The 13,940-nt window shown below is 67.1% G+C and carries 9 protein-coding genes; 6 read left to right on the top strand and 3 right to left on the bottom strand.

Annotated elements, in window-relative coordinates; translation table 11 throughout:
- Positions 1-58: 58 nt before the first annotated feature.
- The 4 genes from OHA18_RS12790 to OHA18_RS12805 are packed head-to-tail and all read left to right on the top strand — an operon-like array spanning position 59 to position 4,653.
- A complete protein-coding gene (locus OHA18_RS12790; protein WP_329004266.1) occupies positions 59-754 on the top strand; it encodes a carbohydrate ABC transporter permease in 696 nt (231 codons plus the stop codon).
- A complete protein-coding gene (locus OHA18_RS12795; RefSeq protein WP_329004267.1) occupies positions 751-1,563 on the top strand; it encodes a carbohydrate ABC transporter permease in 813 nt (270 codons plus the stop codon). The genes OHA18_RS12790 and OHA18_RS12795 overlap by 4 nt, the downstream gene beginning before the upstream one ends.
- The gene (locus tag OHA18_RS12800; protein WP_329004268.1) at positions 1,560-2,189 is read left to right on the top strand and encodes a hypothetical protein; all 630 of its coding nucleotides are present in this window, start codon (positions 1,560-1,562) and stop codon (positions 2,187-2,189) included. Before OHA18_RS12795 ends, OHA18_RS12800 begins: the two co-directional genes overlap by 4 nt.
- Positions 2,173-4,653, top strand: coding sequence for a GH116 family glycosyl-hydrolase (locus OHA18_RS12805; RefSeq protein WP_329004269.1), 2,481 nt, complete (start codon positions 2,173-2,175; stop codon positions 4,651-4,653). The genes OHA18_RS12800 and OHA18_RS12805 overlap by 17 nt, the downstream gene beginning before the upstream one ends.
- On the opposite strand, the gene OHA18_RS12810 is transcribed toward OHA18_RS12805, so the two are convergent.
- The 3 genes from OHA18_RS12810 to adh all read right to left on the bottom strand — a co-directional run bounded on the left by OHA18_RS12810 (position 4,634) and on the right by adh (position 10,158).
- Positions 4,634-8,101 (bottom strand): alpha-N-acetylglucosaminidase TIM-barrel domain-containing protein, encoded by a 3,468-nt coding sequence (locus OHA18_RS12810; protein ID WP_329004270.1) that lies wholly within the window; start codon positions 8,099-8,101, stop codon positions 4,634-4,636. The genes OHA18_RS12805 and OHA18_RS12810 overlap by 20 nt on opposite strands.
- 150 nt (positions 8,102-8,251) lie before the next feature.
- A complete protein-coding gene (locus OHA18_RS12815; RefSeq protein WP_442914384.1) occupies positions 8,252-8,632 on the bottom strand; it encodes a DUF779 domain-containing protein in 381 nt (126 codons plus the stop codon).
- A 2-nt stretch (positions 8,633-8,634) separates the two neighbouring features.
- Positions 8,635-10,158, bottom strand: a complete 1,524-nt coding sequence (gene adh / locus OHA18_RS12820; RefSeq protein WP_329004271.1) for an aldehyde dehydrogenase — start codon at positions 10,156-10,158, stop codon at positions 8,635-8,637.
- 83 nt (positions 10,159-10,241) lie between these two features.
- On the opposite strand from adh, the gene OHA18_RS12825 reads away from it, so the two are divergent.
- Positions 10,242-11,693, top strand: a complete 1,452-nt coding sequence (locus tag OHA18_RS12825) for a GAF domain-containing protein (RefSeq protein WP_329004272.1) — start codon at positions 10,242-10,244, stop codon at positions 11,691-11,693.
- A gap of 82 nt (positions 11,694-11,775) precedes the next feature.
- A complete protein-coding gene (locus OHA18_RS12830) occupies positions 11,776-13,935 on the top strand; it encodes a (Fe-S)-binding protein (protein ID WP_329004273.1) in 2,160 nt (719 codons plus the stop codon).
- Positions 13,936-13,940: the final 5 nt, after the last annotated feature.

The raw sequence follows: 13,940 nt of genomic DNA on the forward strand, positions 1-13,940 counted from the left end.
GTTCCACTGGGATCTGCTGAGTACGCCGGAATTCGCGGGCCTGGACAACTTCAGGCAGTTGGTCACCGACGGTGCGACGATCCGGGCGGTGGTGACCACCTTCGTGTTCGCGCTGGCGTCGGTCGTGACGCACATCGGTCTGGGCATGCTGCTTGCGCTCGGCGTGCATCGGACGATGACGCGCGGGACGAAGTACTTCGTCCGGACGGCGTACTTCTTTCCGTTCCTGGTCTCCTGGGCCGCCGTCGCGCTGATCTGGAAGTACGTCCTGGATCCCGCGTTCGGCTTGGCGAACTACTACCTCTCGACGACGACGAACTGGTTGGCGTCGCCAACGTGGGCGCTGCCAACGCTGATCGTGGTCGACTGGTGGCACACGATCGGGTACACGTTCATCATCCTGCTGGCCGGCCTGCAGACGGTGCCCGCCCAGTTGCACGAGGCCGCGCGGGTGGACGGCGCGAACGCGTGGTGGCGGTTCTGGAGCGTCACGTTGCCGGTGATGTCACCGACGATCTTCTTCGCCACGGTGATCACGTTCATCGGCGCGTTCCAGATCTTCGACCCGATGGTGATCATGACGCAGGGCGGTCCGGACGGCGCGACCCGAAGCATCGTCCAGTACACGTACGAGAAGGGCTTCCAGTCCTTCGAGGTCGGGTACGCCGCTGCGCTGTCGCTCGTGCTGTTCGTGGTGATCATGATCGTGACCGGTCTGCAGTTCCGCCTGAGCCGACGGTGGGTGCACCAATGAAAGGCAAGCTGCTCGACCTCGTCCTGGTCCTTGGCGGGTTGTTGATGATCGCGCCGTTGGTGTGGCTGATCGCGAACGCCTTGTCGGAGCCGATCAAGGCGTTCCAGTTGCCACCGCAGTGGATCCCGCGACCGCCGACGCTGCAGAACTTCCAGCAGGTGCCGGACCTGATCCCGTTCGCGCAGATGGCGTGGAACAGTCTGCAGATCGCGGTGCTCACGACGGCGGGGGCGCTGCTGACCAGTGCGTTGGCGGCGTACGCGTTCAACCGGCTGCGGTTCCCGGGGCGCGATCAGATCTTCTCGGTGCTGCTCGCGGCGCTCGTCGTACCGGTGCAGCTGACCGTCGTACCGATCTTCATCATGATGCGCTGGCTGCATCTGGTGGACACCACCGTGGCGATCTGGCTGCCGGCGCTGGTGAACGTGTTCGGGATCTTCTTCCTGCGGCAGTACATCGCCTCGATCCCGCGGGAGCTGGACGAGGCGGCGATCATGGACGGCGCCGGGCACTTCTGGATCCTGTTCCGGGTGATCCTGCCGCTCGCGCGGCCCGGGCTGACCGCGCTCGGGATCTTCGTCTTCGAGGCGTCCTGGAACAACTTCTTCTGGCCGTACATCTTCCTGTCGTCACCGGAGAAGATGACGCTGCCGGTCGGGCTGGTGTCGTTGCAGGGCGCGGTGGGTGGCGGTCCGGCCGTCGTACTGTTCGCCGCGATCACTCTGGTCGTGCTGCCGATCCTCGTGCTGTTCCTGATCTTCCAGCGCTCTTTCATCGCCTCGATCGCGTCGACCGGCCTGCGCGCATGACCTATCTACCTGCTGCATTCAAGGCCTTGTGGCACGAGCTCCCGTTCCTCGTTGCCGCAGGTGTCCTGGTCTGCACGGCTTCCGGCCTGGTCGTCCTCCTCAACCCCGGCTTGTCCCCACTCAGCTTCCTCCTGGGCGCTGTCCTGCTCGGACCAACGTGGGCAGCCGTGACCGCGACGACCGACTCCGTCGTCCGCGATGATCGCGGGGGCGTCGTGCTCCTCCTGCGGAACCTCAGGCGCCACGCTCTACCGGGCCTCGAGGTCGCGGTCGTGCCGGCCGTCATCACCGCGTTCGCTCTGCTCAACTGGCAGCTCTACGCCGGCCCCGTCTTCGCGATCCCCTTGGCTGTCAGCGGTTGCGCCAGCGTGCTCGCCCTGCTCGCCTCCTGCTACGCCTTCAGCCTCCGCGTCACCGCCGGGCTTCGCGGCAAGACGCTTTGGCTAGCCGCATTGCAACTAGTTGCACGTGCACCACTAGTGCCCCTCGGCATAGCGGCGCTGGTTTTTGTTGCGCTACTTCTCGGGACCTCGGTCAGCGCCTCACTGCTCCTGCTCGCCCCCGGTCCGGTGGCGTTGTTCGCCTCTGCTGGTACATGGACGGAGAAACATGCACTACACCGGTGACAACCTTCGACACTTCGCCCTGCCGCTCGGCGGGCTCGGCACCGGAACGGTCGCACTGGCCGGCAACGGTGCGCTGCGCCAGTGGCAGCTGCACAACATCGGCAACCACGAGGGGCATGTGCCGGACAGCTTCTTCGCACTCCGCCTCTCACGGGTAGAGCCGCCGCTGGACGAAGTCCGTCTGCTCCAAGGTCCCCCGCTAGAGCCGTCGGACACTCCGCTGGTGACCGACGACGTCGTACCAACAGGCGAGCGTCGGCTGCACGAGGTCATCCGGCCGATCGGTCCGACCACGGTGACTGCGACGTACCCCCAGGCACGGGTGGAGTACGAGACCGACCTGCCTCTTCGGATCAGCTTGGACGTGTTCAACCCGCTGGTGCCGAGCGATTCTCTGGTGAGCTCCCAGCCAGTCGTTGCGTTCACGTTCATGCTGCACAACCCCGGCGAGATCGCCGTCCACGGCAAGCTCGCCGGTGCGCTGCAGAACTCGGTCGGCTGGGACGGCGTCACGCCGATCGACGGAGTGTCCTGCAGCCTGTACGGCGGCAACACGAACCGCATCCGCAGCGCCAACGGGTGGACCGCGCTCGTCCTCGAGAACACGACACTACCCATCGACCACCCCGGGTCCGGGCAATTGGTGCTTGCCGCCGACCGCGACGCATCCGCCCACACACAGTGGTCCCGTCCCGAAGAGTTCGTTGCCTTCCTCAACGGTCCTGTGACCCCGCCGAGCGGCCCCAGCGCCGCCGGCACGACCTGGAACGGCGGTCTGGCCGTGCCGTTCAACCTGCAGCCGGGCGAGACCCAGCAGGTGCGGTTCCTGATCGCATGGCATTTCCCGAACCGATATGTCGACTTCAATCAGTTCGGCCCGCACCCGGAGTACGGGCACAGCCGCTTCTGGCTCGGCAACGCGTACAGCCGTCGTACGCCGGATGCTGTCGCCGCGGCCGAGTCCTTCATCTCACAGTGGTCCGAGCTGGAGACGCTGACGGGCGCGTGGGCTGAGGCGTTCGAGACGAGCAGTCTGCCCGGAGAGGCCGGATCGCGGCTCGCCGCGCTCGTGGCCGACGTACGCAGCCCAACTGTGTTCCAGACCGCGGACGGCGACGTACTGGGGTTCGAGGGCGTGCTCGGTGCGTCCACGGGGATGTGGGGCGGCCGGTACGGCGGCTCGTGTCCGCTCAACTGCACGCACGTGTGGAACTACGAGCAGACGCTCTCCCGGCTGTTCCCGTCGCTGGAGCGGAACATGCGGGACACGGAGTACGACGTGATGCAGGCGCCGGAGGGCTACATCCCGCACCGGGTCCGCGCACCGCTCTATATGAAGCAGCTGTGGGACGTGATGATCGGCGGTCCGGAAGAGCCCGCGCTGGACGGGATGCTCGGCAGCGTGTTGAAGACGTACCGCGAGGTGCGCCAGGGTGCCGGTCTGGACTGGCTGGGACGACGCTGGCCACAGGTGGTCCGGTTGCTCGACCACATCCACGACAAGTGGTTGCGGGACGGCGTACTGCGTGGCATCCAGCCCAGCACCCACGACATCGACCTGTGTGGCGTCAACTCGTTCATGGGCACGCTGTGGTTGGCGGCACTGCGCGCTGCCGAGGAGATGGCGTTGCTGGTCGGTGAGGACGGGACGGCGTACCGCAAGCTGTTCGAGGCCGGCAGCAAGGCGTACGACGAGCTGCTGTTCACGGGCGAGTACTACCGGCAGGTGCTGTCGGCGGATGACCCCCGGGACTTCCAGTGGGGTGACGGGTGCCTGGCTGACCAGCTGATCGGACAGTGGTGGGCGCATCAGCTCGAGCTCGGGTACATCCTTCCGGCTGACCACGTGCGGACCGCGCTGCGCAGCGTCGTACGGCACAACCTGCGGATCGGCTTCCACGACTTCGAGCACCCGTACCGCGTCTTCGCCGACGGCGACGACACCGGCCTCCTCATGTGCACCTGGCCCCACGGCGGCCGCCCCGACGTACCCACCCGGTACTGCGACGAGGTGTGGACCGGCTCGGAGTACCAGGTCGCCGCCCACTGCCTGTACGAAGGCCTCACCGACGAGGGAATGTCCATCCTGCAAGGCCTCTGGACCCGCTACGACGGCACCCGCCGCAACCCCTTCAACCCGATCGAATGCGGCGACCACTACATCCGCAACGCCGCCGGCTGGTCAGTCCTGGAGGCCCTGACCGGCTACCACCACAACGCCGTCACCTGCACAATCACCTTCGCCCCACTCGCCCTGGCCCGATCAGGCGACACCTGGCACCTCCCCTTCACCACCAACACCGGCTGGGCCACCGCCACCCGAACCCCCACCACCCTCACCCTCACCTGCAAAGCCGGCCACCTGAACCTCCAATCCATCCAGGCAGACGGCACCACCTACCCCGTAGAGGCCCCGATCCTCCCGGGAAGACCGTTGGTGATTGCTACTGCTGGGCGCCGGTGACGGTTACTTCGGTTAGGTGGAAGGTGTTGTTGGCGGAGTTGGAGATGCCTTCAATTCGGATGTAGCGGGTGGTTGTTTCGGTGTGGAAGGTGTCGCCGGCGTCTACTACTGGCGTGGTGCCGGAACGGCCGCCGAGTAGGTGCCAGTGGGTTCCGTCGAGGCTGGCTAGCAGGCGGTAGTTGTAGTAGCGGGTGCCGTCGACGTAGTTGCGGACGTTGACGGCGGACACCTGTGATGGCGCGCCTAGGTCCACCTGCCACCAGGTGGGGCCTAGCGGACCGCCCCAGTACGGGTTGTTGGAGCGGCTGCCGTCGTTCGCTGCGGTCGCGGGGTGCCCGTCCTCCGCGCCGAGTGCGGTGACCGGCTTACCGACGCTCAGTACGGCGTCGTTCGACGTGTCCCGTGGCGCGTACGGCGTGACCGCGAAGCCGTGGAACGTCGCAACCCCAGTGGTTCCGGTATGGGTGTTCACAGCGCTCATGAACACCCCGACGTCCTGGACCGCAGCAGCGCCTGGCACTACCGCCGACCCGACGACCGTCCAGTTCTCCCCGTCCTCGCTGCATGCACCGCTGAGTCGCCCACCAGATCGGGCGATCCGCACGTACACCGGCGCGGTGAACCCATCCGCAGCCGTGTACGTATCGAGCGTCCCATCGCCGTTGGAGTCCCAGCTGAACAGACACCCGTGCTCCGGGGTGACCGCAATGTTCGCGTAGCCGAGCGGAGCGGCTGCCGACAGATCATTGCCAACCAGCAGCCCGGCCCGACCGTACGGCGCGGTCGCATCCTGCGAACTGACCTTGCTGGTCACCGCCTGCCCCTCGCCGAGGACCTGCGAACGGTAGACCGCACCGTGCTCGTCGGTGTCCTTCCACATGTCGTCGCCGCCACCGGCGATCCCCACATCGTCACCAGACACAGCGAAGGACGCGTCGTTGGTCGACATCGCCTGCCACGGCGTACCGACGTCACCGCTGACCAACAGCCGAGTGCTCCCCGACTCCGACGCAGCCGCAGTACCGGACTTCCACTTCACGGTGGCAACCACAGTCGGCAAGTCCAGCGCATGTGCATCGGCCGGCACGGTGACCGAATAGACAGCACTGAAGCTGCCGCCCGCAGGGACCTGAGCGGCCGCGGTCACCCCGACCGGCTTCACCTTGTACGACGCCGGAGCAGCCAGCCCCACCCGCACCGACTGAGCCGCCCGGAGCGTGTTCGTGTTGGTGTACGTCGCCGTGACGCGCGCCGACTCGCCAGGCCGCACCCCACGCGCAGCCGGCTCGACCCGGAGTGCACCGGTCGGGATCGCCGCGATCTGCGATGCCAACTGATAAGCATCGCCGTGCCCCTTCACCGGGTACGCCGTATCCGTGTGCGCCCACCGCTCCGCGTACGCCTTCCAGTCGATCGTCGCGACCGCCTGCCCCGTAGACAACGCAGTGTCGAGCGAAGCGAAGTACGTCCGCCAGCGACCGCCGTAGTAGTCGCCGACCAGCCCATTCCACTCGCGACGGGCGTAGTCCTGCAGGGTCGCCGTCGCGGTCCAGTCGGTCACCAGCGTGCGTACGTCGTACCGCAGCGCCGCCGCCTCCTTCGGCGAGGCAGCCTGGGCCGTAGCGCCCGCCAGCCAAGAGCCGAGCAGGAAGTTGTCATCGGTGCCCAGCAGGTCGTCCAGCAGATCGATCCGTCGCGACCAGTCCGCAGTCAGCTTCCGGAACGCAGTCAGGTCACCGGAGTGGTACGCCGACGCGATCCGCGGCAGCAGTGTGCGGCTGTCGTTCGCCACCACCTGGCGTGCAACGTCAACCAAGTCATAGCGGTACGCCGTACTCCGCCGCAGCCCTGGCCGCACCGCCAGCAGTTCACCGAGCGCCTGGCGGAACACCGCCGGGTCGTACGGGATCGCCGTACCACTGACTCCCAGACTGGGTTCGTAGTCGTACAAGCCGGTCGGATGCTTGCTGTCTGCCTCAGCCGGCCAGCTGTAGACGGTGCTGCCGAGGATCCGCCAGGCGGCGGCCGCGTGCGGGTCGGCCGCGCCGTACCGGCTGGTGGCGTAGTCGGCGAACCACTGCTGCAGGTCCACCGGCTGGCTCTGCCAGGCCAGGTCGGTGAAGAACGCCACCGCGGCCGGGTTGTTGTCGATCGCCTCCGGCATCAGCGCGATGCCGTTCAGCGCGGTGCCGGGTTTGTCCAACCAGGCATGGAACTTCTGGTTCCACAACGCCAGGCTGGCGCCGAGGTTGGAGTGGCCGCCGAAGTTCCAGATCGTGCCGAACGCGTACGGCGTACCCAGGAAGTCCTTGTCCCGGTCGGTGATGTTCGGCGCCTCGGAGATGCCGTCGACGACCAGCATCTTGGACCGGTCGATGGACTGCAGCGTGGCCGGCAAGGGGTTCTTCTGCCAGCCAAGGATGGCCCAGATCGCGCCGGGGTGCGCCGTCTCGAGTGCGGCCTGCACTGCCCGGGAGGCGTCCGGGACGCTGACATCGCCGGGCGTACCGCCCTCGTGCAGCAGGTCCATCTTGTACATCGTGCTGGGACCGAACAGCTCGGTCTGCACCCGGTAGAACTCCGCAGCGACCTGCGCGAACACCGGGTTGGTCGGGTCGAGCCAGTCCGGCCGCGCCAGCCCGTCCCACTTGCCCTGCGGCACAGTCTTCGCACCAGGGTTCCGAGTGATGAAGCCGGACGGCACCGTGCCGAAGTACCCGGGCAGCACCGGCACCATGCCCAGCTCGCGGAGGTGGTCGGCCATCTGCTTGCCGAGCACAGTCCGCCGGTCGATCAGCTGCTGGGAGATCGGACTGCCGAGGCAGCACTCGTTCTGTAGCAGCCACCAGGCCTGGTGCGCCGGCTGCGGGATCCAGCTTCGCAGCTCGTCGGCGGAGTACCCGAACTTCTGGAAGGCCTGCTCGTACACGGCCTCCTGGCCCTCGTACACCAGCACCTGGTTGATGCCGTGCAGCGCCAGTACGTCGATGCGGCGCTGCCACTGCGACCAGCTGAGGTACGGGCCGGCGTACCCCTCGTTGGTGTCGTTCAGCGCGAACCGGTTGTCGACGGATGCGCGCTGCTCGGTCGGCTGTTCCGGTAGCGGCAGCCGAGCGGGCAGGTTCAGCTGCTCGCCCTCGAGCTCGATGTCGGCATGCGCGACGTGCCGCAGGTACCAGCCGAAGCCGGTCAGCTGTACGGCCGGAGTGGTCCCGGCGATCACCAACTGGCGGCCGACCGCGAACACCCGGAAGTAGTCCTTACCGGTACCGCGGTCGAGCGTCTGCAGCGTGACCTGGTCGGCGTACTGCCGTCCGACGAGCCTGACCAGCGCATCACGCGCCGGCGAATGCGCAGGAGCAGCTGTCGAGGCTCGCGCGACGGGTGCGATCGCGAGCGGAACGAAGACGAGGAGAGCAGTCAGCGCTGCACGAAAGGAAGGTCTCATGGCGGGTCACCTCGGGCGAAGGGCAACGCACTTAAGAACGGATCATTCCGAAAGAAGTTTCCGGATGAGCCTTCCCTTTCCGCCAAGATCTGTCAACCACACGAAGAGTGCCGGCCGTCCGGCAACGCCGCCGGACGGTCGGCACTCGCTTCAGAGGAGGCCGAGGATTGCGGACTCCTGGTCGGTGAAGAGGCGGGAGCGGATCAGGAAGCGGACGCCCTCGGGGGCCTCGACCGAGAAGCCGCTGCCGCGGCCTTTGACCACGTCGACGGTGAGCTGGGTGTGCTTCCAGTACTCGTACTGGTTCGCGGACATCCAGAAGCCGATCGGCTTGTCCAGGCCGTCGACGACCAGGGCGCCGAGATGCACGTCCGCCGACCCCGTTCGAAATTCCCCGTCCGGGTAGCACATGGGCGAGCTGCCGTCGCAGCAGCCGCCGGACTGGTGGAACATCAGCGGTCCGTGCATCTCGGTGAGACGGCGGAGCCAGCCCGCCGCCTCGTCCGTGAGCAACACCTTCTCGACCACCATGGTCAGAAGAACCCGAGTTTGTTCGGGCTGTAGCTGACCAGCAGGTTCTTGGTCTGCTGATAGTGGTCGAGCATCATCTTGTGGTTCTCCCGGCCGATGCCGGAGTTCTTGTAGCCGCCGAACGCCGCGTGCGCGGGATAGGTGTGGTACGAGTTCGTCCAGACCCGGCCGGCCTGGATCTCCCGACCGGCCCGGTACGCCGTGTTGATGTCCCGCGACCAGACACCCGCGCCGAGGCCGTAGAGGGTGTCGTTGGCGATCTTCATCGCGTCGGCGTAGTCGTCGAACCTGGTCACCGAGACAACCGGTCCGAAGATCTCCTCCTGGAAGATCCGCATCTTGTTGTCGCCCTCGAAGATCGTCGGCTGGACGTAGTACCCGCCGGACAGGTCGCCGTCGAGCTCGGCGCGGTCGCCGCCGGTGACCACGCGAGCGCCCTCTTCCTTGCCGATCGCGATATAGGCCAGGATCTTCTCGTACTGGTCGTTGCTGGCCTGCGCGCCCATCATCGTCTCGGTGTCGAGCGGGTTGCCCATCTTGATCGCCTTGGTCCGGCCCACCGCGTCGGCCAGGAACCCGTCGTAGATCGACGACTGGATCAGCGCCCGGGACGGGCAGGTGCAGACCTCGCCCTGGTTCAGCGCGAACATCGCGAAGCCCTCGAGCGCCTTGTCGTAGAAGTCGTCCTTCGACGACGCGACGTCGGCGAAGAACACGTTCGGGCTCTTGCCGCCGAGCTCGAGCGTGACCGGGATGATGTTCTCCGAGGCGTACTGCATGATCAGCCGGCCGGTCGTGGTCTCACCAGTGAACGCGACCTTGGCAACTCTGTTGCTTGAGGCAAGCGGTTTGCCGGCCTCGACGCCGAACCCGTTGACGATGTTGAGCACGCCGGGCGGCAGCAGATCCTGGATCAGCTCCAGGAACACGTGGATCGATGCCGGGGTCTGCTCGGCCGGCTTCAGTACGACGGTGTTGCCGGCCGCCAGCGCGGGCGCCAGCTTCCAGGTCGCCATCAGGATCGGGAAGTTCCACGGGATGATCTGCCCGACCACGCCGAGCGGCTCGTGGAAGTGGTAGGCGATGGTGTCGTCGTCGATCACCGACACCGAACCCTCCTGGGCCCGGAGCGCGCCGGCGAAGTACCGGAAGTGGTCGATGACCAGCGGCATGTCCGCGCCGAGCGTCTCGCGCACGGCCTTGCCGTTGTCCCAGGACTCGGCGACCGCGAGCAGTTCGAGGTTGGCCTCGACCCGGTCGGCGATCTTGTTCAGGATGTTCGCCCGTTCGGCCGGCGACGTACGGCCCCAGGCCGGCGCGGCACCATGGGCGGCGTCGAGTGCGCGCTCGACGTCGTCCGCCGTACCGCGCGCGATCTCGGTGAAGTTCTCCCCGGTGACGGGAGTCGGGTTCTCGAAGTACTGGCCCTTGACCGGTGGCACCCATTCGCCGCCGATGTAGTGCTCGTAGCGCGATTTATAAGTGACCGGGCTGCCATCCTGCCCGGGAGCTGCGAAGATCGTCATAGGTCCTCCTTGGAAACCTGACGGTGGACAGGACACTAGGCAGCAGGACGTTGCACGGACGTTGCAGCGTGGAGTGAGGCGGTATGGATCAACGGGAGCAGGCCCGCCGGCTGAGCGAGTTGTACGACGAGGTGCTCGGCGGCATGCGGGCGCCGGGCGCGCCGCGGCCGCTCGTCGCCGCGTCCTGGGAGCGCTCCCTGGCGGCCGCCGTCGACCCGGAGCTGGATCAGCCGCCCGTCGTCGTCGACCACGAGATGGTCGAGACGCTGCGCGAGAGCCATCCGCTCCGCGCGGTCCTCCCGGTCCTGCGGCAGACGCTGACCACGATCGCCGACGAGGCGTCGCACATCATGATCATCACCGACGCGCAGGGCATGATCCTGTGGCGCGAGGGCTCCGCCGAGGTCAAACGCCAGGCCGATCGGATCGCGCTCTCCGAGGGTGCGGTGTGGTCCGAGGACCAGATCGGCACGAACGGCATGGGTACGGCGCTCGCCGTCGGGGAGCCCGTGCAGATCCACTCGGCCGAGCATCTCGTCCGCCGGATCCACGAGTGGACCTGTGCGGCCGCGCCGGTCCACGACCCCGACACCGGCAAGCTGCTCGGCGCGGTCGACGTCTCCGGGCCGCTGCGCACGGTCCATCCCGCCATGGTCGCGCTGGTGACGGCGGCCGCCCAGCTCGCCGAAGGTCAGCTGCGGGTCCGGATGGCCGCGGCCGACGAGATGCTCCGGGCCCGCAACATGCGGCACCTGATGGCGCTCGGCGACGCACCGGGCGCCTTGCTGACCCCGACCGGCCGCGTGCTCGCCGTACAGCCGCTCGAGTGGTTGCCCAATCGGCTCGTCGTCCCCGAGGGCGCCGATCGGATCGATCTCGGCGACGGGCGCGAAGGTCTGGTCGAGCGACTCGACGAGGGCTACCTGCTCCGCATGCCTGGTACGCCGGTACGCCGTTCGCGACCGTCGCTCCAGCTGAAGCTGCTCGGCTCCGGTCAGCCGACCGCGATCGTCGGCGGCCGCGAGATCGCGCTCACGCTGCGGCGAGCCGAAGTACTTGCACTGTTATTACTGCACCCGTCCGGTCTCACCGCGGAGCAGCTGATGCTCCAGCTGTACGGCGACGAGGGCAACCCGACGACCGTGCGTGCCGAGATGCACCGCCTGCGGAACCTGCTCGGCGGCGGCGTACTCGACACCAAGCCGTACCGGATCATCGCCGACGTCACCGGCGACGTGACCCAGGTGCAGGCCGCGCTCCGCAACGGCAACCTGGACACGGCCCTCAACCTGTACGTCGGCCCGCTGCTCACCCGCTCAGATGCCCCGGCCCTCCGCGCCGAACGCGACGAACTCGACGCCACCATCCGGCGCGCCGCCCTCGACGCCCGCAGTTCCGACGCGCTCTGGCAGTTCGCCCAGACACCGACGGGCGCCGAGGATCTGGAGATCTTCGAGTCCCTCGCCGCCGCCCTGACACCCGACGATCCCCGGCACGCCGCGGTCGCGGCCCGACTCGACCGCCTCGAACGCTGAGCGGACGTGACACGAAACACGCGGGCGTGATGATGACCGCATGGACATGACTGCTGAGTAACCAACCAATAACATCGCTGGTATGCAGATCCTCGCCATCGTCGTCTCGCTAGCGGTGACGCTCGTCGCCGTCGCGCTGTTCGGCAAGACGATCGGCCACATCGTGTCCGTCATCAAGCTCGGGCAGCCGGCCGGCCGGACCGACGACCCGGGCAAGCGGACCGTCACCCTGGCCAAGGAGACCCTCGGCCACACCCGGATGCTGCAGTGGAGCCACATCGGGGTGATGCACTGGTTCGTCGCGTTCGGGTTCATCGGGCTGTTCCTGACGCTGGTGACGGCGTTCGGCCAGCTCTTCGACCCGCACTGGGCGTTGCCGATCATCGGGCACTGGTTCGTGTTCGAGTGGGTCAGCGAGGCCCTCACCTGGACCGGTCTGCTGTCGATCATCGGGCTGATGGCGATCCGCCTCCGCAACCTGCCGCGCCGATCGGGTGGCGAGGACGGCCGGTACTCCCGGTTCTACGGCTCGACCTCCTGGCAGGCGTACTACGTCGAGTACACGATCCTCGGCGTACTGATCTGTATCGCGCTGCTGCGTGGCCTCGAGTACCAGCTCGGCGACGGCGAAAAGTTCCATTTCCCGATGACGTTCTTCATCGGCTCCGGCCTGTTCGGCGGTCTGAGCGAGCACGGGCTGGAGAACGCGGTCTACCTGGTCGCGATGATCAAGATCCTGATCTCGTTCGCGTGGATGATCACGATCTCGCTGAACGCCACGATGGGCGTCGCCTGGCACCGGTTCACCGCCTGGCCGAACATCTGGTTCAAGCGCAAGGCCGACGGCGGTACGGCGCTGGGCGCACTGCAGCCGATCATGGTCAACGGCGCACCGATCGACTTCGAGAACATCGAGGAGCTCGACGAGGACGCGGCGCTGGGCGTCGGCAAGGTCGAGGACTTCACCTGGAAGGGCCTGCTCGACTTCACCACCTGCACCGAGTGCGGGCGGTGCCAGTCGCAGTGCCCGGCCTGGAACACCGACAAGCCGCTGTCGCCGAAGCTGATCATGATGGGCCTGCGCGAGCACGCCTACGCCAAAGCGCCGTACCTGCTGGCGAGCGACGACGACGCGCGCAAGTCGCTGCCGGAGCTGGTGCTGGCCGAGCAGGACAAGCCGTTGGTCGGTCCCGCGGATGTCGCCGTGATCGACGAGGAAGCGTTGTGGGCCTGTACGTCGTGCGGCGCGTGCGTGCAGCAGTGCCCCGTCGACATCGAGCACGTCGACGCGATCATGGACATGCGCCGGTACCAGGTGCTGATCGAGTCGTCGTTCCCGTCCGAGCTCAACGGGCTGTTCAAGGGCCTGGAGAACAAGGGCAACCCGTGGAACATGAACCCGTCCGGCCGGATGGACTGGGCCAAGGATCTGCCGTTCGAGGTCAAGCAGGTCGGCACCGACGTCGAGTCGCTGGACGAGGTCGACTACCTGTTCTGGGTCGGCTGCGCGGGTGCGTTCGAGGACCGCGCGAAGAAGACCACGCAGGCCGTGGCCGAGCTGCTGAACATCGCCGGCGTGACCTTCGCCGTACTGGGTGACGGCGAGACCTGCACCGGCGACCCGGCCCGGCGGTCCGGTAACGAGTTCGTCTTCCAGCAGCTGGCGATGCAGAACGCCGAAGTCTTCAAGGAGACGAAGGTGCGCAAGGTCGTGTCGACCTGTGCGCACTGCTTCAACACCTTGAAGAACGAGTACTCCCAGCTCGGCGTCGAGCTCGACGTCATCCACCACACCCAGCTGCTGAACCGCCTGGTCCGCGACGGCAAGCTGACCCCGGTCGCGGCGGCTGATAGCTCCCTCAACGGCCAGAAGATCACGTACCACGACCCGTGCTATCTCGGCCGCCACAACCAGGTGTACGACGCCCCGCGCGAACTGCTCGACATCATCCCGGGCGCGCAGTACGCCGAGATGCCCCGCAACCAGACCAAGTCGTTCTGCTGCGGCGCCGGCGGCGCGCGGATGTGGATGGAGGAGAAGCTCGGCACCCGCATCAACCTGAACCGCACCACCGAGGCGGTCGAGACCGGCGCCGACAAGATCGCCACCGGCTGCCCGTTCTGCCGGGTGATGCTGTCCGACGGCCTGACCGCGAAGCAGGCCGACGGGTCCGCCCGCGAGTCGGTCGAGGTCCAGGACGTCGCCCAACTGCTGCTCGCTTCGGTGAAGCGCGGCGAGTAACTGCA

It is taken from the genome of Kribbella sp. NBC_00709, from assembly GCF_036226565.1.
In the GTDB taxonomy this organism is placed as follows: domain Bacteria; phylum Actinomycetota; class Actinomycetes; order Propionibacteriales; family Kribbellaceae; genus Kribbella.

Bases quoted from the DNA above. Each gene is read 5' to 3' on its own strand.
- OHA18_RS12830 (WP_329004273.1), top strand. From the start codon at position 11,776: ATGCAGATCCTCGCCATCGTCGTCTCGCTAGCGGTGACGCTCGTCGCC.
- OHA18_RS12800 (WP_329004268.1), top strand. From the start codon at position 1,560: ATGACCTATCTACCTGCTGCATTCAAGGCCTTGTGGCACGAGCTCCCG.
- OHA18_RS12825 (WP_329004272.1), top strand. From the start codon at position 10,242: ATGGATCAACGGGAGCAGGCCCGCCGGCTGAGCGAGTTGTACGACGAG.
- OHA18_RS12815 (WP_442914384.1), bottom strand. From the start codon at position 8,632: ATGGTGGTCGAGAAGGTGTTGCTCACGGACGAGGCGGCGGGCTGGCTC.
- OHA18_RS12810 (WP_329004270.1), bottom strand. From the start codon at position 8,101: ATGAGACCTTCCTTTCGTGCAGCGCTGACTGCTCTCCTCGTCTTCGTT.
- OHA18_RS12805 (WP_329004269.1), top strand. From the start codon at position 2,173: ATGCACTACACCGGTGACAACCTTCGACACTTCGCCCTGCCGCTCGGC.
- adh (WP_329004271.1), bottom strand. From the start codon at position 10,158: ATGACGATCTTCGCAGCTCCCGGGCAGGATGGCAGCCCGGTCACTTAT.
- OHA18_RS12795 (WP_329004267.1), top strand. From the start codon at position 751: ATGAAAGGCAAGCTGCTCGACCTCGTCCTGGTCCTTGGCGGGTTGTTG.